The following is a 26,895-nucleotide window of genomic DNA, read 5'->3' on the forward strand; positions in this document are numbered from 1 at the left end:
GGTCAGCCGGCTTGGCCGGGCTCGTAGCGCGGGAATTTCTGCGCGATGTCGTTGCCGGTGAAGTGGCCGATCCAGCCGTCGGGTTCCTGGAAGAAACGGATCGCGACGAAGTTGGGCTCGGGACCCATGTCGAACCAGTGCAGCATCGAATCCGGCACCGAAATCAGGTCGCCGGCCTCGCACTTCATCTCGTAGACGCGCTCGCCGGCGTGCAGTGTGAACAGGCCGGATCCCGCGACGAAGAAGCGCACCTCGTCTTCCTTGTGGAAGTGCTCGTCGAGGAACTTCTTGCGCGCGTCGGCATGGTTCGGGTTGTCCGGCGCGATGCTGACGACGTCGACGGTCTTGAAGTTGCGCTCGCGCACGATGCGATCGATGTCGCTGCGATACGCGTCGAGGATGACGTCCGGTGCGTCGCCCGCCTTGATCGGCTGATTCGCTTCCCATCGCTCGAAACCGACGCCGATCGGCGCGAGGTGTTCGCGGATCGGTTCGAGCTCGCTCGAGACGAACTCCGGCTGGTCGGGCGTGGCTTCGTGGAAGATGCGCAGGCGGCTCATGGCGCGCTCCGGGACAGTGCGGTGGACGAGGTGCCGAGGCGGCGGAGTTCGAGTTCGCAGGCGATCAGGAACTCGAACGCTTCGAGGTGACGGCGCGCTTCGGGCATGTCGCGTCCCCATGCGTAGAGTCCGTGGCCGTCGATCAGGTAGCCCCACATCGGGCCGGTGTCGAGAAGGCGTTCAACGCGTCCGGCGAGTTCGGGCATGTCCTGCGTATTGGGCAGAACCGGCAGGTCGAGCACGGCGTCGTGCGTGGTGTTGCCGTTGAACGCCTTCAGCAGCTCGTAGCCTTCAAGCCGAAGCACGCCATCGGCTGCATACAGCCGCGATGCAACGGTCTGGTTCATCGAGTGCGTGTGCAGCACGCAGCCGATGTCGGGGAAGCGCTTGTAGAGCTGTGTGTGCAGCAGCGTTTCGGCGGACGACTTCTGCGTGGTCGCGACCGGCCGACCATCGAGGTCGACGACCATGATGTCGGCCTCGACCAGCCGGCCCTTGTCGCGGCCGGACACGGTGATGGCGACGTTGTCGGCATCCATGCGGCGCGAGAAGTTGCTGCTGGTCGCGGGCGTCCAGCCGCGATCGGCGAGCTCGCGCACGTTGACGATGATTTCGTCCGCGCAGACGGCGAGGCGTTGCGGGTCGTAGGGCAGGGAGGTGCTCATCGGCGGAAGTTTAGGGCAGACCGTGTTGCCGACGCGCAACGGAGGTGCGACGCCGCAGTGCAGACCGCGGAACAAAAGAAAACGGCGCGGTCGCCCGCGCCGTTTCCGTGAACCGATGTCGCTCGCTTACTTGTGGATGTTCGGTTCCGGCTCTTCGTGCAGTTCGATCGGCTCGCCGTGCGCCAGGTGGCTGCGCTTGCGGGCGAACAGGAAGTACACGATCAGGCCGAGAACCGCCCAGAAGCAGAAGAACTTGATCGTCGGATCCCAGCCCAGGCTGAAGAACAGCAGGACGCAGCCGGCGAGCGCCAGCGGGCCGACGATCCAGACCAGCGGGGTGCGGAACGGACGCGGACGGGTCGGCTCCGTGCGGCGCAGGATCATCACGCCGGCGCAGACCATGAAGAACGCGAACAGCGTGCCGGCGTTCGAGATGTCCGCAAGCGCGCTTACCGGGAACAGCGCGGCGAAGAACGCCACGAAGACGCCGGTCGTCCAGGTCACCACGTGCGGCGTGTGGAAGCGCGGGTGCACCTTGGCGAACACGGACGGCATCAGGCCGTCGCGCGCCATGGTGAAAAGGATGCGCGTCTGGCCGAACATCATCATCAGCACCACCGACGGCAGCGCGATGATCGCTGCGGCGGCGACGAGGTCACCCACGCGCGGCCAGCCGATGTTGCGGAGCACGAACGCCAGCGGCTCCTTGCTCATCGACAGCGGACCGCCCGGCTGCGCGCCCATCGAACCCACGGCCGCGTACGCGACCAGCAGATAGAACACGGTGCAGACGCCGAGCGAACCGATCAGGCCGATCGGGATGTTGCGGTTCGGGTTCTTGGTTTCTTCGGCAGCCGTCGAGACCGCATCGAAGCCGACGTACGCGAAGAAGATCGACGCCGCGGCGCCCAGCACGCCCACGCCCGAGAGCGGCGTGCCCCAGCCGTTCGGCAGCATCGGGGTGAAGTTGGTCGACTGCACGGCCGGGAAGGCCAGCAGCACGAACGCGGTGAGCGCGGCGATCTTGATCAGCACCAGCACCGACGTGACCTTCGCCGACTTGCTGGTGCCGATGACGAGCAGCCAGGTCACGAGCAGCGAGAGCAGGAAGGCGATCAGGTTGAAGCTGCCGCGTGCGACGGTGCCGTCCGGCAGCGTCACCGGGTCGAACGGACCCGAGAGCAGTGCCGTCGGTAATCCCATCCCGTGTGCGTGCAGGAAGCCGTTCGCATAGCCGGACCACCCGACCGCAACGGCGCCTGCTGCGACCGCGTATTCGAGGATCAGCGCCCAGCCCACCATCCACGCGATCAGCTCGCCGAGCACCGCGTACGAGTACGTGTAGGCCGAGCCCGAGACGGGCACCATCGCCGCGATCTCGGAGTACATCAGCGCCGTGAGCGCGCAGACCACGCCGGCGATGATGAACGAGTACATCATGCCCGGGCCGGCCTTGTTCGCCGCGACCGCGGTGAGCACGAAGATGCCGGTGCCGATCACGGCGCCGATACCGAGCATGGTCAGGTCGAATGCGCCGAGCTGGCGCTTGAGCGAGCGCTTTTCAGCGGTCGCGAGAATCAGGTCGAGCGGCTTTCTGCGCTGGAACAGCATTTGCGGTGTTCTCCCCGGGACTAAGGCCCCGGCGCTCGCACGCCGGGGAACCCGTGGACCTTAGCCGCAGCCGCCTGCGCTGCACAAGTCGCGTCGCGCCCTTCGGACCATGAATCGGGATAATGCTGCACTGCACCCATGAAGACGCCATCGTATGGACGCCTCGACCCGACCACTCGTCCACGACCGATCAGCTGCACCACGATCTCGCGGACTACGCGCGCCGCTGGCCCGCCGAGGCCGAGGTGGTCGCGCACTTCGTCGAGCTGCTGCACGACATCGACAGCGCGCCGTTCGCGCGTGAGCGGCTCGCGGGGCACTTCACCGGGTCGGCATGGCTGGTAGACCGCACCGGCACGCGCGTGCTGCTCACGCATCACCGCAAGCTCGGTCGATGGCTGCAGCTCGGCGGTCATGCGGACGGCGACGTCGACCTGGGTCGCGTCGCGTTGAAGGAAGCCGAGGAGGAGTCGGGCCTGACCGGATTGACGCTGGAGGCCGGGCTGTTCGACCTCGATCGCCACTGGATTCCCGAGCGTCGCGACGTGCCCGCGCATTGGCATTACGACGTGCGGTTCGTCGTGCGCGCGGGTGAGAACGAGGCGTTCGTCGTCAGCGAGGAATCGCTGGATCTCGCATGGCGCGATGTTCAGTCGCTGCTCGACGATCCCGCCACCGACGACTCGGTGCGCCGCATGTCGATGAAGTGGCGCATCCGCAACGGCGATCTGCAGTCGGCGGGCTGACCTCATCGAGTGACGCAAAAAAAGGGCCGGCAGCGATGCCGACCCTTCGTATTTCCGATCGACCTCGAGTCAGTCCGCGCGGCCCGCGAACTCGCCCGTCGTGGTGTTGACCAGCACGCGCTCACCGTTGCCGATGTACTCCGGCACCATGATTTCCAGGCCGGTCGACAGCTTCGCCGGCTTCGGGCGCTTGGTCGCGGTGCCGCCCTTGAGTTCCGGCGGCGTTTCGATCACTTGCATCGTCACCGTCTGCGGCAGCTGCAGGCCGACCGGTGCGTCGTCGATGATCTGCACGTAGCAGCCCGAAAGGTCCGGCACGACGTAGCCCGCCATGTCGCCGACCACGTCCGCGTCGAGCGCGTACGGCGTGTAGTCCTCGTCGTCCATGAACACGAACGCGTCGCCGTCCATGTACGAGAACGTCGCCTGGCGACGCGCGAGATCGACTTCGCGCAGGTCGTCGTCACCGTCGAAGCTGGCGTCGAGCTTGTTCGCGCCGGGCACGCTGTACATGGTGAAACGGAAGCGCACGTTGCCGCCGCGACCCTGCGGGCTGCTGCGCTCGATGTCGCGGATCTGGTACACGCCGCCATTGTGTTCAACGACGTTGCCCTTCTTGATGTCGTAAGCCTTCATTGCCTGGTTTGCTCGTTGTTCTGAAATCTTGGGTCGACGCGGCCGACATGCCACATGAAGAGTCCGAACACCGCGCCGGCCAGCGCCCATGTCACGGCGCCGACCGCGAGGTGGCGCGCCGAAATGTCCTGCGGATGGCCGCTCATCCATGGGCGCAGCAGCATCATGTAAACGAACATCGGCAAGCCCCAGCCAGCGACGCCGACGAGCAGCACGTAGCGCGTGCGCCCCAGCGCGCGTGCGCGACTCCAGCGGTGTGCTTCGTGCGGAATTCGTGGCATCGCTTTACTTCGGTGCCAGACGCGTCGCGCCGTCAAGGCGGATCGTCTCGCCGTTGAGGTAGGTGTTGCCGAGGATGTACGCGGCGAGGTCGGCGAATTCGTCCGGCTTGCCCAGGCGCGAGGGGAACGGGATCGACGCCGCCAGCGACTGCTGCACGCTGTCGGGCATGCCGTCGACCATCGGCGTCCAGAACACGCCCGGCGCGATGGTGACGACGCGGATGCCGAAGCGCGCCAGCTCGCGCGCCAGCGGCAGCGTCATGCCGACGACGCCACCCTTCGACGCGGAATACGCGGCCTGGCCGATCTGGCCTTCGTACGCGGCGACCGACGCGGTGTTGATGATCACGCCGCGCTCGCCGTCGGTGCCGGCTTCGTTGTTCTGCATCAGCGAAGCGCAGGCCTTGGCGACGTTGAAGCTACCGACGAGGTTGACCATCACCGTCGTCTGGAACTGGGACAGCGCCATCGGGCCGTCCTTGCCGAGCACTCGGCCCGAGCCGAGGATGCCCGCGCAGTTCACGGTGACGTTGAGCCCGCCGAGGAATTCGGACGCGGCGGCGACGTTCGCGGTGACGCCCGCTTCATCGGTCACGTCGGTGCGGAAGAACTTCGCCTTGTCGGCACCGAGTTCGGTGACCGCGGCCTGGCCCTTCTCGTCGTTGACGTCGAACAGCGCGACGCGGCCGCCTTCGCGAACGATGCGCTGCGCCACGGCGAAGCCGAGGCCGGAGACGCCGCCGGTGATGACGGCGCGGGCGTTGGAGATCTGCATGGCGGTCCCTCGGAAAGCCGGAAAGGCCGCGATTCTACCGGCTGCGCGGTTTCGCCTCAGTGCGACGCCGGCTCGCGGTAGAGCACGCCGTCCTTCGCCACCAGCACCGGCTGGCGCAGCGCGTCGATCGCGACGGTCGGGTCGCCCTCGAACGCGGCGAGATCCGCGCGCAGGCCGACCGCGATGCGGCCGATCCGGTCCTGCTGCTTGAGGATCGCCGCCGCCGTCGACGTGCAGGCGCGCATCGCGTCGACCGCCGCCATGCCGGCCTTGACCATGAGCGCGGGCTCGCGCCAGTTGTCGCCGTGGCGGAATACGCCGACGTCGCTACCGCAGCCGATCGTGACGCCTTGCGCCAGCGCAGTGCGGAACGCCTTCAGTGACTCCTCGATCTTCGGCGTCGGTGCGGATTGGCCCGGCACGTAGTGATTGAAGTAGGTCTCGGTCGCCTCGACCGCCGTCAGCGTCGGCAGGTAGGCGACGTGCCGGTCGTGCATCAGTTTGAACGTCTGCGGCGTGCCGCCATACCCGTGCTCGATGGTGTCGACGCCGGCCTCGATCGCCATGCGCATGCCCGCGTCGCTCGCCGCATGCGCCGCGACGGGGCGTCCGCCCGTATGCGCAGCTTCGACGACGGCCTTCATCTCGTTCGCGGTAAACGCGGGCTGCGTGCTACCGCCCGGGCCGACGCGATAGTCCGCATAGAACTTGATCCAGTCCGCGCCGCGCCCGGCCTGTTCGCGCACGGCGCGCGTGGCTTCGTCAGTGCCGCTGACTTCCTGTGCGCCGCCGGGCAGGTCGGCATCGGGACGGAAGCCGCGCGGGCCGGGGCCGTAGCTCGATGTCGCGACGATCGCACGCGTCGAAACGAACAGACGCGGTCCCGCGACGAGACCTTCATCGATCGCGCGCTTCAGCGACACGTCCGCGAAACCCGCGCCTTCGGTGCCGAGGTCGCGTAGCGTCGTGAAGCCCGAGCGCAGCGTGTCGCCCGCGAACTTCGCGGCCTGCAACGTGCGATACGCCTCGGGCTCCTTCAGCACCTGGTCGTTCCAACTCTCCTCGTTGTACGGGTGCAGGAACAGATGCGAATGCAGTTCGATGAGGCCGGGCGTCAGCGTCGCGTTCGGCAGATCGATGCGGCGTGCGTCGGCCGGGGCGGTGACCGTCGACGCAGGCCCGACCGCCGCGATCGCGCCGTCGCGCACCAGCACGACCCAGCCCGGCTGCGACGTGCCTTCGCCGGTCCACACTCGCGCTGGCGCGAGCAGCAACGTTTCGGCGGACACCGGCATCGCTGCCAGCGACGCCACGCACAGCACCGCAGCCAGCATCCGCTTCATGTCAGAGGTCCTTGAGGTACCAGATGTCGCAGCCGCCGTGACCGGTCGCGCCCATGGGCGTGTCGATGCGACGGAAACCCTTGCGCTCGTAAAGGCGCATGGCCGCGTCCATGCCCGTCAGCGTTTCGAGGTAGCAGCGCTTGAAGTCGAACTCGCGCGCGGTATCGAGCGACTTCTCCATCACCGCCGCGCCGGCGCCGAGCCCGCGCGCCGTCGGAAGGAAATACATCTTGCGCAGCTCGCAGGTGTCGGCGTCACCGCCTTCGAGCGGTGCAACCCCGCCACCGCCGACCACTTCGCCATTCACCTCGACCACGAAGTACGCACTGCGGTCGCCCGAATACGCGCGGTGCATCCAGTCGACCTCGGGATCATTGATCGCAAAACCCGAACCGCATGCGCCGAATTCGGGCATGACGGTGCGGATGATGCGGGCGATGGCCGCGTCGTCGCGCGGTTCGATGGGGCGAATCGTGTATTCGGCAGGCTTCATTCGTTGCTTCCGCGTGCGCGGGTGACTTTGCTGGAGGTTTCGCGGCTGAGCAGGGCGGCAAGCCAGCGGCCGGTATCGACGAGCGCATCGAGATCGACGCCGGTCGTCATGCCCATGCCGTGCAGCATGTAGACCACGTCCTCGCTGGCAACGTTGCCGCTCGCGCCCTTCGCATACGGGCAGCCGCCCGTGCCGGAGACCGCCGAATCGACGACTCGAACGCCTTCCTCGAGGCAGGCGAGGATGTTCGCCAGCGCCTGGCCATACGTGTCATGGAAGTGCACGGCGAGTGCCTGCATCGGCACTTCGCTCGCGACGTCGCGCAGCATCGCGCGCGCCTTCGATGGTGTACCGACGCCGATTGTGTCGCCCAGCGAAACTTCCTCGCAGCCCATCTCGTGCAGCGCCTTTGCGACGCGCACGACGTCGGCGACCGGAACCTCGCCCTGGTACGGACAGCCCAGCACCGTCGACACGTAGCCGCGCACGCGAACGCCGTCGGCCTTCGCGCGCTCCATCACCGGCGCGAAGCGCTCCAGCGATTCGTCGATCGAAGCATTGATGTTCTCGCGGTTGAACGCTTCGGACGCCGCGGTGAACACCGCAATATGTGTAACGCCGACTTCGCGCGCGCGCTCGTAGCCCTGCAGGTTCGGCACCAGCACCGGATAGTCGACACCACTGCGTCGCGTGATGCCGCGATAGACGTCCGCGGCGTCGGCGAGCTGCGGCACCCACTTCGGGCTGACGAAGCTGGTGGCTTCGACGACGGACAGTCCCGTCGCGGAAAGCCGGTCGATCAGCGCGATCTTGTCGGCCGTCGAGATGATGGTCTTCTCGTTCTGCAGCCCATCGCGCGGCCCGACTTCGACGATGCGGACGAGGTCGCTCATTCGACGTGCTCCAGCACCACCAGCGCCGCATCGGCTTCGACGAAGTCGCCCCCGGCGCCGCGCACTTCGGCGATCACGCCGTCGCGGGGCGACTTCAGGCTCAGCTCCATCTTCATGGCTTCGATCACCATGACTTCCTGGCCGGCCGTCACCTTGTCGCCTGGCTGCACGCGCGCGACCACGATGCGGCCCGGCATCGGTGCAGCAATGCGATCGGTGCCGCCTTCGCCCGCACCGTGGTGGGTGTCGTGCAGCGGCGCAGCGGAAATCGCGAGGCGATGCGAGCCGTCATGCACCGACCATGAGCCGCGACCCGCGCCCACTTGGACGCGCATCGCGTCACCGTCGAGACGGAAGCTCAGTACTTCGTCTTCCAGACGCGCCCCTTCGATCGCGTATAGGCGACCGTCGTGCTCGACGCGGTACGTGCCGCCGTTTCCACCTGCACGTAGCACCGTGCGCTCACCGCGATGTTCGACCGCGATACGCGAAAGCGCAGCGTCGCCGATGCGCCAGCTGTCTGGCGTCGCCCACGGCGATGTCGGGTCGTTCGATGCCGCGTTGCACCCGCGCGCGCCACGTTCGTGCGAGATGAGACGCGCAACGACCGCAGCGACGAAAAGTCGCGCGTCATCGGAATCGGATGCACCGATGAACTCGTCGAGATGACGATCGAGGTAACCCGTATCGATCGTGCCGTTCACCACGGCCGGGTGACGCACGAGCCGTTCGAGGAACTCGATGTTCGACTTCGGCCCCGCGATCTCGCACTGCGCAAGCGCGCTGCGCATCCGCGCGAGCGCCTGCGTGCGATCCGCGCCATGCACGATCAGCTTGGCGATCATCGGGTCGTAAAAGATCGTGACGGTGTCGCCTTCGACCACGCCCGAATCGACGCGCACGCCTTCGGTCGCGGTCGGCAAACGCAGGCGTTCCAGGCGGCCGGAACCGGGCAGGAAGCCTGCATCCGGATCTTCCGCATACAGGCGCACTTCGATCGCATGCCCGCTTTGCGTCAGCGATTCCTGCGTGCGCGGCAGCGGTTCGCCCGATGCGACGCGTAGCTGCCATTCGACCAAGTCGAGCCCCGTCACCATCTCGGTGACCGGATGCTCGACCTGCAGGCGCGTGTTGATCTCCATGAAATAGAAACCGCCGTCCTGCCCGACGATGAACTCGACCGTTCCGGCGTTGACGTAGTCGATCGCGCGAGCGGCCTGCACGGCGGCGTCGCCCATCGCGCGGCGCAGTTCGGGCGTCAGGAAGGGCGACGGCGATTCCTCCAGCACCTTCTGGTAGCGACGCTGCGCCGAGCATTCGCGCTCGAACAGATGCATGGCGTTGCCGTGACGGTCGGCGAACACCTGGATCTCGATGTGGCGCGGCTGCTCGATGTAGCGCTCCAGCAGCACGCGATCGCGACCGAACGCATTGCGCGCTTCGCGTTGGCAGCTTTCGAGGTTCGGCAGGAATTCCTGCGACGAACGCACGATGCGCATGCCTTTGCCGCCGCCGCCGTGCGCGGCCTTGATCATCAGCGGATAACCAATGCGATCGGCCTCGCGCTGCAGCACGTCGTTGGATTGGTCTTCGCCGGTGTAACCGGGCACCACCGGCACGCCAGCCGCGTGCATCAGGTCCTTCGCGCCGGCCTTGCTTCCCATCTTGCGCATCGACGACGCGGGCGGGCCGATGAAGACGAGGCCCGCGGCTTCCACCGCATCGGCGAAGTCCGCGTTCTCGCTGAGGAAGCCGTAGCCGGGATGGATGGCCTGCGCGCCGCTCTTGAGTGCGACTTCGAGGATCGCATCGCCACGCAGATACGACTCCTGCGGACGCGGCCCACCGATGCGGTACGCCTCGTCCGCCTGACGCACGTGCTGCGCATCGGCGTCGGCATCGGAATACACCGCGACGGTACGAATGCCGAGCGCACGAGAGGTGCCGATGACGCGGCAGGCGATCTCGCCGCGATTGGCGATCAGGATCTTCTCGAACATCAGGACGCTTCCGGCCGGTGGCAGACCGCTTCGATGTTGTGGCCGTCCGGATCGATCACGAACGCGCCGTAATAGCCCCGGTGGTACTGCGGACGCGGACCGGGCGGACCGTTGTCGCGCGCACCCGCGGCGAGTGCCGCGGCGTGGAACGCATCGACATCCGCGCGCGACGCGGCGGCGAACGCGATGTGCAGCCCGTCGCGCGTCACCGCATCGTCGGTTCGCGTGCCGATCCAGAACGCGGGCATACCGTCGCGACCGAAACCCGCATGCCGCGTGCCGTTGCCGGACATTTCCGGCGTCACGTCCTTGATCGGCGCGTAGCCGAGCGGGGCGAGGACGGCGGTATAGAACGCATGGCTCGCGTCGAAATCGCGGACGCTGATGCCGAGGTGGTCGATCATGGGGTCATCTCAGGAATGCCAGCTGGGCTTGCGCTTTTCGAGGAACGCCCCGAGGCCTTCCTGACCTTCGGGCGAAACGCGCAGGCGGGCGATGAGGTCGGCGTTGTCGGCGTCGTGGCGCGTGCGGTCACTGTGCGATGCGACGCGACGCACCAGCGATTTCGCCTCGGCGGCAGCGATCGGGCCGGCTTTCAGTAGCAGGTCGATCTGTCGTTGCACGGCGGTGTCGAGCGCCGCGTCGTCATCGACGATCTCGTGCAGCAAGCCGATGCGGTAGGCCGTCGCAGCGTCGAACAATTCTGCTGTCGCGAACCAGCGACGCGATTCGCGCGCGCCGATCGCTTCGATCACGTAAGGGGAGATCACCGCAGGCAGCAGGCCGAGCTTGCTTTCGGTCAGGCCGAACTTCGCGTTCGTCGTCGCGATCGCAATGTCGCAGCAGGCCACCAGCCCGACACCGCCACCGAACGCCGCGCCATGCACACGCGCGATGGTCGGCTTCGGCAGCTCGTCGAGCGTACGCATGAGGCGCGCGAGGGCGAGGGCGTCGCGACGGTTTTCGTCTTCGCCGGCCGCCGCCATGCCGCGCATCCAGTTCAGGTCCGCGCCCGCCGAGAACGACGCGCCTTCGCCTTCGATCACCACCACGCGGACGTCCGGGTCGCGCGCCACCGCGTCCAGCGCGCCGGTCAGCGCGGCGATCACCGTGGCGTCGAAAGCGTTGTGCAGCTGCGGCCGGTTGAGTCTCAGGCGGGCGACGGCGCCCTCGCGCAGGTGGAGCAGGGGGTGGCTCATGGACGGGCGTCGGCGGGAGGCACCGGATGATAGCCGGTCGATCGTGCGCGCCTTCAGCATCCGAACGGCCGTGCCGGTGTTAGAATGAGAACAATTCCCATTTGGGTCGACGCGCCGTCGTGAGACTGTCCGAGCTGCCTTTCCGCACCGCGGCGACTGTCCTCGCCGTCGAGGACGCGATGCCGAACGACATCGTCGCCCGGCGCCTGCGCGAGCTCGGCTTCGTCGGCGGCGAGCAGGTCGAGGTGATGGCGGCTGGTCCGGTCGGCGCGGAGCCGCTGCTGGTCCAGATCGGTTTCACCCGCTTCGCGCTGCGCCGTCGCGAGGCCGACCGGATCAAGGTGCGTCTGACGGAAGCCGTTCCCGCCGACGCCGAACCGGCACGCGATTCCGAACCCGAAGCGGTGCAGGCATGAGCGTCGAGGCCGGCACGCTGCGGCTCGCGCTGGTCGGCAATCCCAATTGCGGGAAGACCGCGCTGTTCAATCGCCTGACTGGCAGCCGCCAGAAGGTCGCGAACTATGCGGGCGTCACGGTGGAGCGCAAGGAAGGCCGCTTCTCCGCGCCGTCCGGCCGCGAATACGTCGTGCTCGACCTGCCAGGCGCGTACAGCCTGCAGGCCGCCAGCCTCGACGAAGCGGTGACGCGCGATCTCTGTCGCGGCTTCTATCCGGGCGAACCCGCGCCGGACGTCATCGTCTGCGTCGTCGACGCCACCAACCTGCGCCTGCACCTGCGATTCGCGCTGGAAGTCCGTGAGCTGGGCCGTCCGATGATCGTCGCGGTCAACATGATGGACGCGGCGCGACGTCGGGGCATCGAAGTCGACATGGCGGCGCTCGAACGCGAACTCGGCGTGCCGGTGGTGCCGACCATCGCGGTGCGCAACGGCGGCGCGAAGGAACTCGTCGACGCGATCGATCGCGGCAGCGCATCGATGCCGCCCATCGACCTGCACAACGCCGGCAGCAGCGCGACCGACATCGATGCGCTGCACGCGCGCACGCGCGCGATCCTCAACGCGGCCGTGCGCATGCCGCGCCGCACCGCGAAGATCGACGACGCGCTTGATCGCTGGTTGCTGCATCCGGTCGTTGGACTGCTCGCGTTCGTCGCGGTGATGTTCCTGATCTTCCAGGCGGTGTACGTCTGGGCGACGCCGGTGGCCGATCTCATCGACGCCGGCGCGACGTGGCTGGCCGCGGCCGTCAGCACCACGCTGCCGCCCGGACCGCTTACGAGCCTGCTAGGCGATGGCGTGATCAAGGGCGCGGGCAGCGTTGTGGTGTTCCTGCCGCAGATCCTGGTGCTGTTCTTCTTCATCCTCGCGCTCGAGGAATCCGGTTACCTGCCGCGCGCGGCATTCCTGCTCGATCGCACGATGGCGGCGGCCGGTCTGTCGGGCCGATCGTTCATCCCTTTGCTGTCGAGCTTCGCCTGCGCGATTCCTGGAATCATGGCGACGCGCTCGATCCAGGATCCGCGCGATCGCCTCGCCACCATCCTCGTCGCGCCGCTGATGACGTGTTCGGCGCGCTTGCCCGTATATGCGCTACTGATCGGCGCCTTCATCCCGCGACGCCAGGTGTTCGGCGTGCTCAACCTGCAGGGGCTCGTGCTGTTCGCGCTTTACGCTGCGGGCATCCTGAGCGCGCTGTCGGTGGCGTGGGTCATGAAGAAGTGGCGCCGCGACAAGGGCGAGCATCCGCTGATGCTCGAGCTTCCGTCGTATCGCGTGCCGCACCCGCGCGACCTCGCCATCGGCCTGTGGGAGCGTGCATCGATCTTCCTCAAGCGCGTCGGCGGCATTATCCTCGCGCTGACGGTGCTGCTGTGGGTGTTGTTGACGTTCCCGACGCCGCCCGCGGGTTTCAGCGGTTCCGCGATCGATTACAGCTTCGCCGGCCGGATCGGCCATGCGATGACGTCGGTGTTCGCGCCGCTCGGCTTCAACTGGCAGATCTGCATCGCCCTGGTGCCCGGGCTCGCGGCGCGTGAAGTCGCGGTGGCGTCGCTGGCGACGGTCTACGCGCTGGCGAATGCGAACGATCCGAATGCGGCGGATTCGCTGTCGCCGATCATCGCGCAGGGCTGGTCACTAGCGACCGCGCTGTCGTTGCTGGTCTGGTACATCTACGCACCGCAGTGCATCTCGACGCTCGCCACGATCCGTCGCGAAACGAATTCGTGGAAGCAGGTCGGCATCGCTGCAGGCTACCTGTTCGCGCTCGCCTACCTGGCGTCGCTGCTGACCTACCAGGTCGCGCACGCGCTGGGTGCATGACGATGAACACCGGCATCGTGCTGCAGCAGATCATCGTCGCGCTCGCGGTGATCGCGAGCGCGGTCTACGTCTTCCGTACGCGGTTGCCAGGAACGTCTCGACGACTGCGAGGCTGGATCGCAATCCGCATGATCGACAGCGGTTCGGCCTCGATAGCGAAACTCGGCCGCCGCCTCGCACCCGCACCGCGAATCCAGGACGGCTGCGGCAGCTGCAACGGCTGCGAACCCAAGCGCTGAATCAGCGGCGCCGGCCCTTGCCGGCCGGCACCACGTTCGTCTCAACGGACACACTGAAGGTGCGGCTCTGCGTGCCTTCGAGCGCGCCGACGCCGACGACCTTGCGGTCGACTTCCTCGCCGCGCTCGTTACGGATCACCATCACCATGGTGTACTCGACGGCTTCGCCCGGACGATCCGAGCGAAGCGAACCTTCGACCGCGAGCGACGTCGTCCGCTCGGCTTCCTTCGGTGCATCGAAGCGCAAATGGTGCTTGCACCCCGGGCACACGCTCGCGGTTTCGAGGATGGTCGTCCTGCAGTGCGGACAGGTCCGTGTCGCACCCGGCGTGCCGGGCCGAACAGCGCTCATGCGGCGCTGTCGGTGTCCGTCTTGTCGTTCTTCGGCTTGCGACCGTTGGCGCTGTCGTCCCAGCCGAACTCGACCATGCCGCGCATGCGCGCGCCCGGCGCGACGGTGACGGTGCCGGCCTTGACGTCGCCGACGATCGAACCGCTTTCGATGACCTCGACGCGCTGCGCCGACTCGACGTTGCCTTCGAGCTCGCCCGCGACGGTCACGCGACGTGCCTTGACGCCGCCGTTGACGCGCGCACCGACTTCGATCGTCAGGTCGCCTTCCACCGCGATGTCGCCGGTGAAACGACCCGCAACGCGCACGCTGCCGGCGCCCAGGATCTTGCCTTCGATCGATAGATCGGACGCGATGATCGATTCCTGCGTCGCGCGGGCCGCCGCGCGTGCAGCGGTCGGCGCGGGAGCAGGGGAGATCGCTGGATTGGCGGAGGCCGAGGCCGGCGTAGTCGCGAACGCGAACTCGTTGGGCGACGGATCCTTGCCGAGCGCCGTTTCCGGCTGCGGCGCAGGCAGATCGCGCTTGTTGGTGTTGGTATTCGGGAAAATCGCCATCGGTGTCCCTCGGGGGCGGGAAGTGAAGGCCGAGCCTATCACGCGGTCTTGACCCCAAAACCGTGACCCAGGGCCCCGTACTGACGCTGGGCGTCACCGCAACGTGTAAGCCCTGCGTTGCGTTCGATACGGTTCAGGTCGCGGCCCGACCTACATCCGGAACACGCCGAAGCGCGTGCGATCTTCGATGGGTGCGTTGAGCGATGCCGAGATGCCGAGTCCGAGCACGCGACGGGTGTCCGCGGGGTCGATGATGCCGTCGTCCCACAGCCGGGCGGTGGCGTAGTACGGGTTCCCCTGCGACTCGTACTGGTCGCGGATCGGCGCCTTGAAAGCTTCTTCGTCTTCAGAGCTCCACGATTTGCCAGCGCCTTCGAGCGCATCGCGACGCACCGTCGCCAGCACGCTCGCGGCCTGTTCGCCGCCCATCACCGAGATGCGCGCATTCGGCCACATCCACAGGAAGCGCGCGCCGTAGGCGCGGCCGCACATCGCGTAGTTGCCGGCGCCGAAGCTGCCGCCGATGACGACGGTGAACTTCGGTACATGCGAGCACGCCACCGCGGTCACCATCTTCGCGCCGTCCTTCGCTATGCCCGCGTTCTCGTATTTGCGGCCGACCATGAAGCCGGTGATGTTCTGCAGGAACACCAGCGGAATGCCGCGCTGGTTGCAGAGCTCGATGAAGTGCGCACCCTTGAGTGCGCTCTCGGCGAACAGGATGCCGTTGTTGGCGACGATGCCGACCGGATAGCCGTGCAGGTGCGCGAAACCGGTGACCAGCGTCTTGCCGTAGCGCGCCTTGAATTCCTGGAATTCGCTGCCGTCGACGATGCGTGTGATCACTTCGCGGATGTCGAACGGACGACGCGCATCCTTCGGGACGATGCCGTAAAGCTCATCGGCTGGATGCAGCGGCTCGCGCGAGGGAATCGATGCAACGCGCAACACCTTGCGACGATTGAAGCTCTTCACGATGTCGCGCGCGATCTGCAATGCGTGGTCGTCGTCCTGCGCGAAGTGATCCGCCACGCCCGACACGCTCGTGTGCACGTCCGCGCCACCGAGTGCTTCGGCGTCGACGACCTCGCCCGTTGCGGCTTTCACCAGCGGCGGGCCACCGAGGAAGATCGTGCCCTGTTCCTTGACGATGACGCTCTCGTCGCACATCGCCGGCACGTACGCGCCGCCCGCGGTGCAACTGCCCATCACCACCGCGACCTGCGGAATGTTGACCGCCGACATGCGCGCCTGGTTGTAGAAGATGCGGCCGAAATGTTCCTTGTCGGGAAATACCTCGTCCTGCAACGGAAGGAATGCACCGCCGGAATCGACGAGGTAAATGCAGGGCAGGTTGTTCTCGAGCGCGACTTCCTGCGCACGAAGATGCTTCTTCACCGTCATCGGGAAGTAGGTGCCGCCCTTGACCGTCGCGTCGTTCGCAACGATTACCACCTCTTGACCCATGACACGACCGATGCCGCAGGCCATGCCGGCTGCTGGCGCTGCGTCGTCGTACATGCCTTCCGCGGCGAGCGGTGCGATCTCGAGGAAGGGCGAGCCTTCATCGAGCAGCGTGGTGATGCGATCGCGGGCGAGCAGCTTTCCGCGCGACACATGCTTCTCGCGCGCCTTCTCGCCGCCGCCTTCCGCGGCGCGTGCAAGACGCTGCCTCAGCTCATCGACGAGTGCGCGGTGATGCTCGACGTTCTGCTGGAAATCCGCAGAGCGCGGGTCGATCTGGCTTTCGATGACGGGCATGGGCGCTTGGTGCGTAAGGGACGCGCGATCAAACCACATGGCGGCACGTCGGGCCAGCCGTTCGCCGATGTCGCGGCGCGTACGTGGCGTCGCGCCTGAAACGAAGAAGGCCCGCTTTCGCGGGCCTTCGGTACTTCGAGAACGACGCGATTACTTCTTCGCGTCGGCCTTGGCTTCTTCCGCAGCAGCGTCGGCCTTGTTGGCAACGTTCTGGGCAGCGTCGGCGGTGTTCTGCGCGGCGGTGGCCGTAGCGTTGGCAGCCGTGGCGGCAGCGTCGTTCGCGGCAGCAGCGGCGTGGTCGGCAGCGTTGTCGACAGCCTGGCCAGCCTGTGCAGCGGCTTCGCCGGTGGCGGCGGCAGCGGCGTCGGCGCCTTCGGCGGCGGCGTTGCCCGCGGCGGCGGCGGCGTCAGCAGCCTTGTCGCCAGCGTTCTGCGCGGCAGCGGCAGCCTGGTCGGCTTCGTTCTGCGCGGTCGGGGTGTCGTTCTTGCAAGCCGACAGCGAGAGGGCAGCAGCGACGAGGAGGACGAAGAGCTTGGTATTCATGTGCAGTCTCCTAGGAGTTGTCTGAAACGAGATATCACTACAGTCAGGCAACGCCAGTGCGCGCATCACTCCGGACGAGCCGGCTTATCGTTCACTGACCATGGAAAAAGCCGCCGGATGACCGACGGCTTTTCCAAATGCTACAGCAGCCTTCGAAGAATTACTTCTTCTCGGGAGCTGCCGGCGTAGCGGCCGGGGCGGTGTCCGGCTTGGCAGCCTGGGCAGCGTCCTTGGCAGCGTCAGCAGCGTCGGCAGCCTTGTCGGCGGCGTCGGCAGCGTTGTCAGCCTGGCCAGCGGTCGGAGCAGCGGCAGCGGCGTCAGCCGAGGTCGCAGCAGCGTCAGCAGCCTTGGCGGCGGTGTCAGCGGCAGCCTGCGCAGCGCCAGCAGCGTTCGGATCCGTAGCGGCGGTCGCGTCGGCAGCGGCCTGAGCCGTCGCGGCGTCCTGCTGCGCCTGAGCGGCGGAGTCGGCAGCCTGGTCCTTGTTCGAGCAAGCGGTCAGAGCCAGGCCCAGGGCCAGGGCGATCAGCGCCTTGTTGGTGTTCATCGGGTCAATTCCTCGTCGTGTGGTTTGGCAACGCGCATTTGCGCGCCCTAAACATGATGACAAGCGGCTGCGACATGTCAAGCGATCGCTTGACGAGCGGCTTATCACGATTCTTTAACTTCAGATGATTTCGATTGCAAGCGCAGTGGCTTCGCCACCGCCGATGCACAGCGATGCTACACCGCGCGTGCCGCCGCGTGCGATGAGCGCGTGAATTAGTGTCACCACAAGTCGCGCACCGCTCGCGCCGATCGGATGACCCAGCGCAACAGCACCACCGTTGACGTTGAGCTTTTCGTGCGGGATTCCGAGGTCTTTCATCGGCGCCATCGCGACGCACGCAAAGGCTTCGTTGATCTCGAAGAGATCGACGTCGTTGACCGTCCAACCCGCTTTTTCCAGCACGCGACGCGTCGCTTCGATCGGTGCAGTCGTGAACCACTCCGGCTCCTGCGCATGGCCCGCATACGCGACGACGCGCGCGATGGGCTTCGCACCCAGACGCTGCGCGGCTTCGGCCGACATCAGCACTGCGGCGGCCGCGCCGTCGGAAATCTTCGACGACGTGGCGGCGGTGAGCAGGCCTTCCTTGCCGAATGCAGCGCGCAGCGACGGGATCTTCGACGCATCGATCTTGCCCGGCTCTTCGTCGGTGTCGACCACGACGTCGCCCTTGCGACCCTTCACCGTGACCGGAACGATCTCCGCCTTGAACGCGCCCGACTGCACCGCGTTCTGCGCGCGCTTGACGCTCTCGGCGGCGTAAGCGTCTAGCGTTTCGCGCGTGTATTCGTACTTCGTGCAGGCCGCATCGCCGAACACGCCCATGGCCTTGCCGTCGTACGGATTGGTCAGGCCGTCGTGCGCCATGTGGTCGAGCAGTTCGCCCGAGCCGTAGCGGATGCCGGTGCGCGAGCCGTTGAGCAGGTGCGGCGCATTGGTCATCGACTCCATGCCGCCGGCGACAACGACTTCCGCCGAGCCCGCGCGGATCATGTCGGCGGCCAGCATCATCGCCTTCATGCCCGAGCCGCATACCTTGTTGATGGTGATGCAGGCGGCGGACGTCGGCACGCCCGCGGCGATCGCCGCCTGGCGCGCCGGTGCCTGGCCGAGGCCCGCGGGCAGCACGCAGCCCATCAGCACTTCCTGCACGGTGTCGTTGGCGATGCCGGCCTGCTCCAGCGCACCGCGGATGGCGGTGGCGCCCAGCTCCGGGGTCGGGACGCCGGTGAACTGGCCGAGGAAGGAACCGATGGCGGTGCGCTTGGCACCGACGATGACGACGTCGCTCATGGCGAACTCCGGTAAAGGCAGCCGGCGCCGGGGCCGGAACCACCCGATTATGCGGCGGCATGTTGCGGTGCCGCAAACCGTAGGAGACCGCAGTGTTTCAGCGATGGACGTTGGCTCCCGACCGGCCCCGCGATCGGCCCGGGCCGGCGAGCCGCCGGCAAACCGCCAAAACAAAAACGGGCAGCCGAGGCCGCCCGTTTCAGGTATCGCGTGAGACCGGTCAGTCGTTGCCGGCGAACAACTCGCGGCCGATCAGCATGCGGCGGATCTCGTTCGTGCCGGCGCCGATCGCATAGAGCTTGGCGTCGCGAAGCAGGCGGCCGGTCGGGTACTCGTTGATGTAGCCGTTGCCGCCGAGCGACTGGATCGCTTCGAGCGTCACCTGGACGGCGGCTTCCGACGCATGCAGCAGGCACGACGCCGCATCGACGCGCGACTTGTGCCCGGCGTCGTAATCGCGCGCCACCTGGTACGCGAACGCACGCGACGACTGCAGCGACGTATACATGTCGGCAACCTTGCCCTGCATCAGTCCGAACGTGCCGATGGCTTGGTCGAACTGCTTGCGCTCACGCACGTAGGGCAGGGTGATGTCGAGCGCGGCCTGCATGAGCCCGAGCGGGCCGCCGGTCAGCACGAGGCGTTCGGTGTTGAGGCCCGACATCAGCACCTTGACGCCGTTGTTGACCTCGCCGAGCACGTTCTCCTGCGGAATCTCGCAGCTGTCGAACACCAGCTCGCAGGTGTTCGAGCCGCGCATGCCGAGCTTGTCTAGCTTCTGCGCCGTGCTGAAACCCTTCATGCCTTTTTCGACGATGAAGGCCGTCATGCATTTGCTGCCCGCGTCCTTGCCCGCGGTGCGCATGTAGACGATGAGGACGTCGGCTTCGGGGCCGTTGGTGATCCACATCTTGTTGCCGTTCGCGACCCACACGCCGTCGCGCAGTTCGGCACGGCAGCTCATCGATCCGACGACGTCGGAGCCCGCACCCGGCTCGCTCATCGCAAGCGCGCCCTTCCATTCGCCGGTGCACAGCTTCGGCAGGTACTTGCTGCGCTGCGCCTCGTTGCCGTTGGCGTAGAGGTTCGACACGCACAGGTTCGAATGCGCGCCGTACGACAGGCCGACGGAACCCGATGCACGCGAGATCTCCTCCATCGCGACGACATGCGCGAGGTAGCCCATCTCGCTGCCACCGTATTCGCCCGGCACCGTCATGCCGAGCAGGCCCATCTCGCCGAGCTTCGGCCACAGGTCCTGCGGGAAGACGTTGTCGTGATCGATCTGCGCGGCGCGCGGGGCGATCTCGGCGTCGGCGAAGCGACGCACGGCGTCGCGCAGGGCATCGATCTCTTCACCGAGAGGGAACGGTCGCATCGTCAATCGCCTCGCCTGATCTGGATTACGTCGCGCGCTACGGCGAACGGAGCGGCCGAATGCGCACGTGCATTTCCCGCAGCCCCCTTGAGTCAAGGGGGGCGCCGCGACAGCGGCGGGGGTTGTGGGAGCTGAAGACTGGGGCCCGAGCTTTCCGCAACGCGAAAAGCGCAGGGGATTCATCGGTCAGAGACCGATAAATCAGTGGCCGCCGCGGATGCGACCTTCGAAGCGCGGCTTCGAACGGCCCAGCGGAAGCTTGAGCTTGCCGAGCATCGCGATGCGCTCCTCGGCCATGCGGTCCGCGGCCTTGTAGGTCGGGATGCCGTCACGGTCGGCGATCTCGTAGATGCGCGCGAGGTTGTGATAGATCGTGCGCATCATGCGCATCGCGCGTTCACGGTTGTAGCCGGTGATCTCGAGCGCAACGTTCATCACGCCGCCCGCGTTCACCGCGTAGTCCGGCGCGTAGACGATGCCGCGCTTCTCGACTTCGTCGCCGATCGCGTTGTTCGCGAGCTGGTTGTTCGCCGCGCCGCAGATGATCTTGGCCTTCAGGCGCGGCAGCGTCTTCTCGTTGACGGTGCCGCCGAGCGCGCACGGCGAGTAGACGTCGGCCGGCACGTCATAGATCTCGTCGGTCGACACCGCTTCGGCGCCGTACTCGTCGACCGCGTGCGCAACCAGGCTCTTGTTGATGTCGGTGACGAACACCTTGGCGCCGCGCTCGCGCAGCAGCTTCACGTATTCCATGCCGACATGGCCGAGGCCCTGCACGGCGTAGGAATAGTTGCCGACTTCCTCGTTGCCGTACTTACGGTTGAGCGTGGCCATCAGGCCCTGCAGCGCGCCGTACGCAGTGAACGGCGACGGATCGCCCGACCCGCCATGCACCTGGTGCACGCCGGTGACGTATTCGGTTTCGCGGTAGACGTATTCCATGTCGTTGACGTCGATGCCGACGTCCTCGGCCGTGATGTAACGGCCGCCCAGTGAGTCAACGAACTTGCCGAACGCGCGGAACAGCGCTTCGGACTTGTCCTTGGCCGGATCACCGATGATCACCGCCTTGCCACCGCCGATGTCCAGGCCCGCGACCGCGTTCTTGTACGTCATGCCGCGCGACAGGCGCAGCACGTCGTTCAGCGCTTCCTGCTCGCTCGCGTACGGCCACATGCGCGTCCCGCCCAGAGCCGGGCCGAGCACGGTGTTGTGGATCGCGATGATGGCCTTGAGGCCCGCGTCCTTGTTGTGGCAGAAAACGACCTGCTCGTGGCCGGTGGTGTCGAGGGTTTCGAAGATCATCTCGGGCTCCGCGTCGGCACTGACGAAACGCGCTCCGCGCTTTCCGGCCGACTGGGTTGGTTAAGTCGTTGATACGACAGGAGTGGCACCGCGTGCCCGGCGCGAACCCGCCCGACACAGAAGCGGGATTTTAGTCCATTCGCGTTATCGGGGCCTCCACCTGGAAGCCACGGGAAGCTGCGACCGCGCCGTGCGCAGGCGTACGGCCGCTTGATCGCGGCGTTATGACGAGCGTTTCAGCGCGAGGCCTAGCGCGGAGGCGTGGCTAGGCGCCACTGTCACGCTTGGCCTTTCCGCGGTTTGCGACGTGGCATCTGAAGAAGAGGCGCCCGCGCACGACTCGACCGTCGCGCAGCGCTGCATCAATAAGCCCGATAAGCCCGCTCGCGCAGCCAGAGCGTCGCCAGCCACTTCTCGCCGCGTCCCACCGGCAGTCCGGCATGCAGCGAATCGGCCTGGGGCTTTCCATCCGCATCGAGGTTGTCGAACACCACCGCACGCCCGGCCACCGGCTCGACGCGAATCCCACGCGCCGCAAACTCCGTCGCACCGCCTTCCGCCGGCGTATTGAGATACGCGCAGATCGTGCGTCGACGATTGCCGGCCTGCGGGCCGTCGCGTTCGATCGCGTCGGGCGGCAGGTAGTCGCGATGCGGGCGGTATTCCTGGCCCGGTTCGTAGCGCAGCACGATGAGTTGTTCGGCGTCGACGAGTTCCACGCCCGCGGCCGCGGCCATGCGCAGCTGCACGAGGCGCAGCGCGAAGTCTTCGATCAATGGGTCGAACGATGCATCGCTGCTCGTGCGCAGCGATTCACGCGCCACGTCGCGGCCATCCGGCGAATGCACGTGCGATGGACGAAGCATCGGATGCGCGCTCGCGACCAGCAGTCGGCATTCGTCGACCGACAACAGCCCGTCGAACTGCGCGATGCCGGGCGCTTCGGAAAGAACGGTCGGCGCAGGCGGATCGAGCACTTCCTCCAGCGTCAGCGTAGACGGCGGAACGAGGCGCTTGGGCGCGGCGGGCACCGCGACGATTTCGATGAGATCCGGAAAGCCGCTCTCGCGCAGGCGTGCTTTCAGTTGCGACGCCGCCTCCGGATTCGCAGCCACGCCTTCGCCGCGACGCAGGCGCTCGGCCAGCAGTTGCGCGGCCACCGCATCGCCGCGGCCGGCGGCATGGTCCAGCAGCTGGATCGCCAGCGACTGGTCCTGCAGGTTGGGCTTGCGCCCGAAATGGATCGCCGCGGCGCGCAGCGCGGGCGGGTGTCCGGCCTGCACGGCGGCCAGCAGGCGCGCGCCGACTTTCTCATCGCGCGGCACGGCGGTATTGCCCAGCCCGATCAGCGCGAGGAAATAGCCGGCGATCGGCTGGCCCGCGGCCTCGGCGCGCTCGAAGGCCTGCACCGCGCCCGGCACGTCGGTGTCGGTGCCGATGCCGTGCATCCGCATCCGCCCGAGCTCGACCATCGACCCCACATGCCCCGCAGCCGCGGCCTTCGTATGGACCTCGTAGGCCTCCTCCATTTCCAGCTCGGCGACGAGGCCGGCGGCGAGTCGGTGGAGGTCGTCGGGGGTGCCGCTGGCGGCCTTCGCGCGCAGCGCGGCGAGATCGTTCGAATCGTTCATGGCGCGCAGCGTAACCGACCCTACGCGCGTCTCAGGAGCCGTACGGTCGCCTTGTTACAATCGGGCCATCCTTAGAAATAGATGTGCGACCGCCATGAGCTCGCCAGCCGACCGCCTGCCCGAATCCACCGCCACCGCCACGGAAACCGCGACGCCGCTGCGTTTCGTCACCGCCGCGAGCCTGTTCGACGGGCACGACGCCGCCATCAACATCATGCGTCGCCTGATCCAGGGCGAGGGCGCCGAGGTCATCCACCTCGGCCACAACCGCTCGGTCGAGGACGTGGTGCGCGCCGCGTTGCAGGAAGACGCCGACGCCATCGCGCTGTCGTCCTACCAGGGCGGCCACGTCGAGTACTTCAAGTACATGGTCGACATGCTGAAGGAGCGCGGCGCCAGCCACATCCGCGTGTTCGGCGGCGGCGGCGGCACCATCACGCCGGAGGAGATCCGCGAGCTGCAGGCCTACGGCGTGGAGCGCATCTACCACCCGAACGACGGCATGCACATGGGCCTGGTCGCGATGATCGAGGACGTCGTGCGCCGTGCCGGTGCCGCGCGCCTCGACAGCGCGCCGGACACCACGACGCCCGCCATCGACGACGAAATCTCGCTCGGCCGCATGCTCAGCGCGATCGAAGAGGGCGCGCTCGACGAAGCGCAGCTCTCACACCTGCGCAAGCAGTGGCAGCTGGCCGGCAGCAAGACGCCCGTCATCGGCATCACCGGCACCGGCGGCGCCGGCAAGTCGTCAGTCACCGACGAGCTGCTCAACCGCTTCCTCGCCAGCTTCCCCGGCATGCGCATCGCGGTGATCTCGGTCGACCCCACGCGTCGCCGCACCGGTGGCGCGCTGCTGGGTGACCGCATCCGCATGAATTCGCTGCGCAGCAACCGCGTGTACATGCGCTCGATGGCCACGCGCCGCCAGCACGCCGCCACCAACCTCGTGCTGCGTGATTGCATCGGCTTCCTCAAGGGCACCGGTTACGACCTCGTCATCGTCGAAACCGCGGGCATCGGCCAGAGCGATTCGGAGATCGTCGACCTCGTCGATTTCCCGATGTATGTGATGACCTCCGACTTCGGCGCGCCCAGCCAGCTCGAGAAGATCGACATGCTCGACTTCGCCGATCTCGTCGTGCTCAACAAATTCGACAAGCGCGGCGCCGAAGACGCGCTGCGCGACGTGCGCAAGCAGTGGAAGCGCAACCGCGTCGCGTTCCAGACTAAGGACGAGGACGTCCCGGTCTATCCCACCATCGCATCGCAGTTCAACGACCCCGGCGTCAGCTGGATGTTCGCCAACCTCTGCCGCCTGCTGCGCGAAAAGCTGCAGCTGCCGAGCGAGAAGTGGACGCCCGACATCGACACCTCGCTGCGCGAACCGCGCGCCACCGTGCTGATTCCCGGCAGCCGCGTGCGCTACCTCGCCGAGATCGCCGAGCAGGGCCGCGGCATCAATCGCCAGATCGAAACGCAGGCCGAAACCGCGGACCGCGCACAGTCGATGTGGGACGCGCTGAAGGAACTCGGCGACGCCAAGCTACCGAAGGCGCTGGACCTCTACGACAGCAACGACCTCACCGCGACCAGCGACGTGCAGCCGGCCGGCATGAACGTGCCCGACAGCCCGTCGCCGGTGGTGACGGTGCCGAACGAGCGCCCCGTCGACCGCACGCTGCTGATCCTGCGCCAGCGCTACAACGACGCCGTGCAGTCGCTCACCGCCGAAGCGCTCAAGCTGCTGCGCGCGTGGCCGGCGCGCCTGAAGTCGATCACCGACGACGTCAACGAATACACCGTTCGCGACAAGGTCATCCGCGTCAAGAACTACCGCGAGTCGCTGAGCCACCAGAAGATCCCGAAGATCGCCGCGCCCACCTACAAGGGCTGGGGCGAGCTGCTCACGTTCCTGCAGAAGGAAAACCTGCCGGGCGAATACCCGTACACCGGCGGCGTGTATCCGTACCGCCGCACCGGCGAAGACCCGATCCGCATGTTCGCGGGCGAGGGCACGCCGGAACGCACCAATCGCCGCTTCCATTACCTCAGCGTCGGCCAGCCGGCCGCGCGTCTGTCCACCGCGTTCGACAGCGTCACGCTGTACGGCGAAGACCCGGCGCCGCGCCCGGATATCTACGGAAAGATCGGCAACTCGGGCGTCAACATCCCCACGCTCGACGACATGAAGAAGCTGTACTCCGGCTTCGACCTGTGCGCGCCCACCACGTCGGTGTCGATGACGATCAACGGCCCCGCGCCGATGATCCTCGCGATGTTCATGAACACCGCGATCGACCAGCAGGTGGAGAAGTACCTGCGCGAGGACGACGCACGCTGGCTCGCCGCGCGCGAAAAGATCGACGCTCTGTTCGAAGGCCGCGCGCGCCCCACGTACGACGGCGCGCTACCCGAAGGCCACGACGGCCTCGGCCTCGGCCTGCTGGGCGTGACGGGCGACGAGATCGTCGAACCCGAGGTGTACGAGCGCATCAAGGCGAACACGCTGCAAACCGTGCGCGGCACCGTGCAGGCCGACATCCTGAAAGAAGACCAGGCGCAGAACACCTGCATCTTCAGCACCGAGTTCGCCCTGCGCATGATGGGCGACATCCAGCAGTACTTCGTCGACCGCAAGGTCCGCAATTTCTACTCGGTGTCGATCAGCGGTTACCACATCGCCGAAGCCGGCGCGAACCCGATCAGCCAGCTCGCTTTCACCCTCAGCAACGGCTTCACCATCGTCGAGTACTACCTCGCGCGTGGCATGAACATCGACGACTTCGCGCCCAACCTGTCGTTCTTCTTCAGCAACGGCATGGACCCGGAGTACACCGTCATCGGCCGCGTCGCACGCCGCATCTGGGCCCGCGCCATGCGCGAGCGCTACGGCGCATCCGCACGCAGCCAGATGATGAAGTACCACATCCAGACCAGCGGCCGGTCCCTGCATGCGCAGGAGATCCAGTTCAACGACATCCGCACCACGCTGCAGGCCCTGTACGCGCTGTTCGACAACTGCAACAGCCTGCATACCAACGCCTACGATGAAGCCATCACCACGCCGACGGAAGAAAGCGTGCGCCGCGCCGTCGCGATCCAGATGATCATCAACAAGGAACTGGGGCTGAACTTCAACGAGAACCCCTGGCAGGGCAGCTTCATCGTCGACAAGCTCACCGACATCGTCGAAGAAGCCGTCTACAAGGAGTTCGAAGCCATCAGCGAGCGCGGCGGCGTGCTGGGCGCCATGGACACCATGTACCAGCGCGGCAAGATCCAGGAAGAGTCGCTCTACTACGAACACAAGAAGCACGACGGCTCGCTGCCGCTGGTGGGCGTCAATACCTTCCTCGGCAAGGACGGCCACTCCGACGTCGCCACCGAGATCGAACTGATCCGCTCGACCGAAGAAGAGAAGGGCCAGCAGATCACCAACGTCGCCGGCTACCAAGGCAACCGCAACGCAAGGGCAGGGGACGGCCTACGCTTCCTGCAGAAGACCGCCCGCGAGCGCCGCAACGTGTTCGAGGCGCTGATGGAGGCGGTGAAGACGCACAGCCTTGGCCAGATCAGCCATGCGTTGTATGAAGTCGGCGGCGAATACCGCCGCAACATGTAACCGATCACGATCCGCAATCGAAACGCCCGCCTTCGAGCGGGCGTTTTAGTGTTGCAATGCTTTATGGCTAGTGTGCCTTTAGCAGTTGAACGTGTACCACAAACGCTTCGTACGAAAGCAGTGTTGTTGCCGTGAAGCGTCACATTGGTGCGGCTTCCTCAAGGGGAAGCCAGCGAGC

Annotated in this window: 26 protein-coding genes; 5 read left to right on the forward strand and 21 right to left on the reverse strand. The window is 66.7% G+C overall.

Annotated features, from left to right (window positions below):
* Positions 1–2: 2 nt before the first annotated feature.
* The 3 genes from ACVWWW_RS06540 to ACVWWW_RS06550 all read right to left on the reverse strand — a co-directional run bounded on the left by ACVWWW_RS06540 (position 3) and on the right by ACVWWW_RS06550 (position 2,836).
* The gene (locus ACVWWW_RS06540) at positions 3–560 is read right to left on the reverse strand and encodes a 1,2-dihydroxy-3-keto-5-methylthiopentene dioxygenase (RefSeq protein WP_027082704.1); all 558 of its coding nucleotides are present in this window, start codon (positions 558–560) and stop codon (positions 3–5) included.
* On the reverse strand, positions 557–1,225 hold the full coding sequence (locus ACVWWW_RS06545) for a methylthioribulose 1-phosphate dehydratase (RefSeq protein WP_027082705.1): 669 nt from the start codon (positions 1,223–1,225) through the stop codon (positions 557–559). Before ACVWWW_RS06545 ends, ACVWWW_RS06540 begins: the two co-directional genes overlap by 4 nt.
* Before the next feature lie 126 nt (positions 1,226–1,351).
* On the reverse strand, positions 1,352–2,836 hold the full coding sequence (locus ACVWWW_RS06550) for an amino acid permease (protein ID WP_027082706.1): 1,485 nt from the start codon (positions 2,834–2,836) through the stop codon (positions 1,352–1,354).
* A 122-nt stretch (positions 2,837–2,958) separates the two neighbouring features.
* Between ACVWWW_RS06550 and ACVWWW_RS06555 the strand changes: the two genes are divergently transcribed.
* Entirely contained in the window at positions 2,959–3,582 is a 624-nt protein-coding gene (locus tag ACVWWW_RS06555) for an NUDIX hydrolase (RefSeq protein WP_456998658.1), read from the forward strand.
* A 69-nt stretch (positions 3,583–3,651) separates the two neighbouring features.
* Here ACVWWW_RS06555 and yeiP read toward each other — a convergent pair whose 3' ends face one another.
* The 9 genes from yeiP to ACVWWW_RS06600 are packed head-to-tail and all read right to left on the reverse strand — an operon-like array spanning position 3,652 to position 11,202.
* Positions 3,652–4,218 carry an elongation factor P-like protein YeiP gene (yeiP, locus tag ACVWWW_RS06560; RefSeq protein ID WP_027082708.1) on the reverse strand — a complete coding sequence of 189 codons (567 nt, stop codon included), beginning with the start codon at positions 4,216–4,218 and terminating at the stop codon, positions 3,652–3,654.
* Positions 4,215–4,499, reverse strand: coding sequence for a hypothetical protein (locus tag ACVWWW_RS06565; protein ID WP_027082709.1), 285 nt, complete (start codon positions 4,497–4,499; stop codon positions 4,215–4,217). Before ACVWWW_RS06565 ends, yeiP begins: the two co-directional genes overlap by 4 nt.
* A 4-nt stretch (positions 4,500–4,503) precedes the next feature.
* Positions 4,504–5,274 (reverse strand): SDR family NAD(P)-dependent oxidoreductase, encoded by a 771-nt coding sequence (locus tag ACVWWW_RS06570; protein WP_027082710.1) that lies wholly within the window; start codon positions 5,272–5,274, stop codon positions 4,504–4,506.
* 56 nt (positions 5,275–5,330) lie between these two features.
* Positions 5,331–6,617, reverse strand: a complete 1,287-nt coding sequence (locus ACVWWW_RS06575; RefSeq protein WP_027082711.1) for an amidohydrolase family protein — start codon at positions 6,615–6,617, stop codon at positions 5,331–5,333.
* Position 6,618: 1 nt separating this feature from the next.
* The gene (locus ACVWWW_RS06580) at positions 6,619–7,110 is read right to left on the reverse strand and encodes a GNAT family N-acetyltransferase (protein WP_027082712.1); all 492 of its coding nucleotides are present in this window, start codon (positions 7,108–7,110) and stop codon (positions 6,619–6,621) included.
* The gene (locus tag ACVWWW_RS06585) at positions 7,107–8,003 is read right to left on the reverse strand and encodes a hydroxymethylglutaryl-CoA lyase (protein ID WP_027082713.1); all 897 of its coding nucleotides are present in this window, start codon (positions 8,001–8,003) and stop codon (positions 7,107–7,109) included. The genes ACVWWW_RS06580 and ACVWWW_RS06585 overlap by 4 nt, the downstream gene beginning before the upstream one ends.
* Positions 8,000–10,003 carry an acetyl-CoA carboxylase biotin carboxylase subunit gene (locus ACVWWW_RS06590; protein WP_027082714.1) on the reverse strand — a complete coding sequence of 668 codons (2,004 nt, stop codon included), beginning with the start codon at positions 10,001–10,003 and terminating at the stop codon, positions 8,000–8,002. Before ACVWWW_RS06590 ends, ACVWWW_RS06585 begins: the two co-directional genes overlap by 4 nt.
* Positions 10,003–10,407 (reverse strand): VOC family protein, encoded by a 405-nt coding sequence (locus ACVWWW_RS06595; protein ID WP_027082715.1) that lies wholly within the window; start codon positions 10,405–10,407, stop codon positions 10,003–10,005. The genes ACVWWW_RS06590 and ACVWWW_RS06595 overlap by 1 nt, the downstream gene beginning before the upstream one ends.
* Positions 10,408–10,416: 9 nt before the next feature.
* A complete protein-coding gene (locus tag ACVWWW_RS06600; protein ID WP_027082716.1) occupies positions 10,417–11,202 on the reverse strand; it encodes an enoyl-CoA hydratase-related protein in 786 nt (261 codons plus the stop codon).
* 119 nt (positions 11,203–11,321) lie between these two features.
* Between ACVWWW_RS06600 and ACVWWW_RS06605 the strand changes: the two genes are divergently transcribed.
* From ACVWWW_RS06605 to ACVWWW_RS06615, 3 genes are read left to right on the forward strand one after another with little or no spacing between them, the layout of a single operon-like run.
* Positions 11,322–11,618 carry a FeoA family protein gene (locus ACVWWW_RS06605; RefSeq protein WP_051235417.1) on the forward strand — a complete coding sequence of 99 codons (297 nt, stop codon included), beginning with the start codon at positions 11,322–11,324 and terminating at the stop codon, positions 11,616–11,618.
* Entirely contained in the window at positions 11,615–13,486 is a 1,872-nt protein-coding gene (gene feoB / locus ACVWWW_RS06610; protein WP_027082717.1) for a ferrous iron transport protein B, read from the forward strand. Before ACVWWW_RS06605 ends, feoB begins: the two co-directional genes overlap by 4 nt.
* Positions 13,483–13,725 carry a DUF6587 family protein gene (locus ACVWWW_RS06615; RefSeq protein ID WP_051235009.1) on the forward strand — a complete coding sequence of 81 codons (243 nt, stop codon included), beginning with the start codon at positions 13,483–13,485 and terminating at the stop codon, positions 13,723–13,725. Before feoB ends, ACVWWW_RS06615 begins: the two co-directional genes overlap by 4 nt.
* A gap of 1 nt (position 13,726) precedes the next feature.
* On the opposite strand, the gene ACVWWW_RS06620 is transcribed toward ACVWWW_RS06615, so the two are convergent.
* The 9 genes from ACVWWW_RS06620 to ACVWWW_RS06660 form a co-directional block, all read right to left on the reverse strand.
* A complete protein-coding gene (locus ACVWWW_RS06620) occupies positions 13,727–14,077 on the reverse strand; it encodes a hypothetical protein (protein WP_027082719.1) in 351 nt (116 codons plus the stop codon).
* Complete coding sequence (locus ACVWWW_RS06625) at positions 14,074–14,634, reverse strand: polymer-forming cytoskeletal protein (RefSeq protein ID WP_027082720.1); 561 nt, start codon at positions 14,632–14,634, stop codon at positions 14,074–14,076. The genes ACVWWW_RS06620 and ACVWWW_RS06625 overlap by 4 nt, the downstream gene beginning before the upstream one ends.
* Before the next feature lie 150 nt (positions 14,635–14,784).
* The gene (locus tag ACVWWW_RS06630; protein WP_027082721.1) at positions 14,785–16,395 is read right to left on the reverse strand and encodes a carboxyl transferase domain-containing protein; all 1,611 of its coding nucleotides are present in this window, start codon (positions 16,393–16,395) and stop codon (positions 14,785–14,787) included.
* A gap of 150 nt (positions 16,396–16,545) precedes the next feature.
* Entirely contained in the window at positions 16,546–16,938 is a 393-nt protein-coding gene (locus ACVWWW_RS06635) for a hypothetical protein (protein ID WP_027082722.1), read from the reverse strand.
* A 160-nt stretch (positions 16,939–17,098) separates the two neighbouring features.
* On the reverse strand, positions 17,099–17,482 hold the full coding sequence (locus ACVWWW_RS06640; protein WP_051235011.1) for a hypothetical protein: 384 nt from the start codon (positions 17,480–17,482) through the stop codon (positions 17,099–17,101).
* A gap of 120 nt (positions 17,483–17,602) precedes the next feature.
* On the reverse strand, positions 17,603–18,778 hold the full coding sequence (locus ACVWWW_RS06645; RefSeq protein WP_027082723.1) for an acetyl-CoA C-acyltransferase: 1,176 nt from the start codon (positions 18,776–18,778) through the stop codon (positions 17,603–17,605).
* 220 nt (positions 18,779–18,998) lie between these two features.
* On the reverse strand, positions 18,999–20,156 hold the full coding sequence (locus ACVWWW_RS06650; protein WP_027082724.1) for an isovaleryl-CoA dehydrogenase: 1,158 nt from the start codon (positions 20,154–20,156) through the stop codon (positions 18,999–19,001).
* 201 nt (positions 20,157–20,357) lie between these two features.
* On the reverse strand, positions 20,358–21,461 hold the full coding sequence (locus ACVWWW_RS06655) for a Glu/Leu/Phe/Val dehydrogenase dimerization domain-containing protein (protein ID WP_027082725.1): 1,104 nt from the start codon (positions 21,459–21,461) through the stop codon (positions 20,358–20,360).
* Positions 21,462–21,823: 362 nt separating this feature from the next.
* Positions 21,824–23,092, reverse strand: coding sequence for a 2OG-Fe(II) oxygenase (locus ACVWWW_RS06660; RefSeq protein ID WP_027082726.1), 1,269 nt, complete (start codon positions 23,090–23,092; stop codon positions 21,824–21,826).
* Positions 23,093–23,186: 94 nt separating this feature from the next.
* On the opposite strand from ACVWWW_RS06660, the gene ACVWWW_RS06665 reads away from it, so the two are divergent.
* Entirely contained in the window at positions 23,187–26,717 is a 3,531-nt protein-coding gene (locus ACVWWW_RS06665) for a methylmalonyl-CoA mutase family protein (protein ID WP_027082727.1), read from the forward strand.
* The last annotated feature ends 178 nt before the right edge of the window (positions 26,718–26,895 follow it).

It is taken from the genome of Lysobacter sp. HA18, from assembly GCF_054057595.1.

Coding starts and splice junctions, on each gene's coding strand:
- ACVWWW_RS06540 (WP_027082704.1), bottom strand. CDS start 560: ATGAGCCGCCTGCGCATCTTCCACGAAGCCACGCCCGACCAGCCGGAG.
- ACVWWW_RS06545 (WP_027082705.1), bottom strand. CDS start 1,225: ATGAGCACCTCCCTGCCCTACGACCCGCAACGCCTCGCCGTCTGCGCG.
- ACVWWW_RS06550 (WP_027082706.1), bottom strand. CDS start 2,836: ATGCTGTTCCAGCGCAGAAAGCCGCTCGACCTGATTCTCGCGACCGCT.
- ACVWWW_RS06555 (WP_456998658.1), top strand. CDS start 2,959: ATGCTGCACTGCACCCATGAAGACGCCATCGTATGGACGCCTCGACCC.
- yeiP (WP_027082708.1), bottom strand. CDS start 4,218: ATGAAGGCTTACGACATCAAGAAGGGCAACGTCGTTGAACACAATGGC.
- ACVWWW_RS06565 (WP_027082709.1), bottom strand. CDS start 4,499: ATGCCACGAATTCCGCACGAAGCACACCGCTGGAGTCGCGCACGCGCG.
- ACVWWW_RS06570 (WP_027082710.1), bottom strand. CDS start 5,274: ATGCAGATCTCCAACGCCCGCGCCGTCATCACCGGCGGCGTCTCCGGC.
- ACVWWW_RS06575 (WP_027082711.1), bottom strand. CDS start 6,617: ATGAAGCGGATGCTGGCTGCGGTGCTGTGCGTGGCGTCGCTGGCAGCG.
- ACVWWW_RS06580 (WP_027082712.1), bottom strand. CDS start 7,110: ATGAAGCCTGCCGAATACACGATTCGCCCCATCGAACCGCGCGACGAC.
- ACVWWW_RS06585 (WP_027082713.1), bottom strand. CDS start 8,003: ATGAGCGACCTCGTCCGCATCGTCGAAGTCGGGCCGCGCGATGGGCTG.
- ACVWWW_RS06590 (WP_027082714.1), bottom strand. CDS start 10,003: ATGTTCGAGAAGATCCTGATCGCCAATCGCGGCGAGATCGCCTGCCGC.
- ACVWWW_RS06595 (WP_027082715.1), bottom strand. CDS start 10,407: ATGATCGACCACCTCGGCATCAGCGTCCGCGATTTCGACGCGAGCCAT.
- ACVWWW_RS06600 (WP_027082716.1), bottom strand. CDS start 11,202: ATGAGCCACCCCCTGCTCCACCTGCGCGAGGGCGCCGTCGCCCGCCTG.
- feoB (WP_027082717.1), top strand. CDS start 11,615: ATGAGCGTCGAGGCCGGCACGCTGCGGCTCGCGCTGGTCGGCAATCCC.
- ACVWWW_RS06615 (WP_051235009.1), top strand. CDS start 13,483: ATGACGATGAACACCGGCATCGTGCTGCAGCAGATCATCGTCGCGCTC.
- ACVWWW_RS06620 (WP_027082719.1), bottom strand. CDS start 14,077: ATGAGCGCTGTTCGGCCCGGCACGCCGGGTGCGACACGGACCTGTCCG.
- ACVWWW_RS06625 (WP_027082720.1), bottom strand. CDS start 14,634: ATGGCGATTTTCCCGAATACCAACACCAACAAGCGCGATCTGCCTGCG.
- ACVWWW_RS06630 (WP_027082721.1), bottom strand. CDS start 16,395: ATGCCCGTCATCGAAAGCCAGATCGACCCGCGCTCTGCGGATTTCCAG.
- ACVWWW_RS06635 (WP_027082722.1), bottom strand. CDS start 16,938: ATGAATACCAAGCTCTTCGTCCTCCTCGTCGCTGCTGCCCTCTCGCTG.
- ACVWWW_RS06640 (WP_051235011.1), bottom strand. CDS start 17,482: ATGAACACCAACAAGGCGCTGATCGCCCTGGCCCTGGGCCTGGCTCTG.
- ACVWWW_RS06645 (WP_027082723.1), bottom strand. CDS start 18,778: ATGAGCGACGTCGTCATCGTCGGTGCCAAGCGCACCGCCATCGGTTCC.
- ACVWWW_RS06650 (WP_027082724.1), bottom strand. CDS start 20,156: ATGCGACCGTTCCCTCTCGGTGAAGAGATCGATGCCCTGCGCGACGCC.
- ACVWWW_RS06655 (WP_027082725.1), bottom strand. CDS start 21,461: ATGATCTTCGAAACCCTCGACACCACCGGCCACGAGCAGGTCGTTTTC.
- ACVWWW_RS06660 (WP_027082726.1), bottom strand. CDS start 23,092: ATGAACGATTCGAACGATCTCGCCGCGCTGCGCGCGAAGGCCGCCAGC.
- ACVWWW_RS06665 (WP_027082727.1), top strand. CDS start 23,187: ATGAGCTCGCCAGCCGACCGCCTGCCCGAATCCACCGCCACCGCCACG.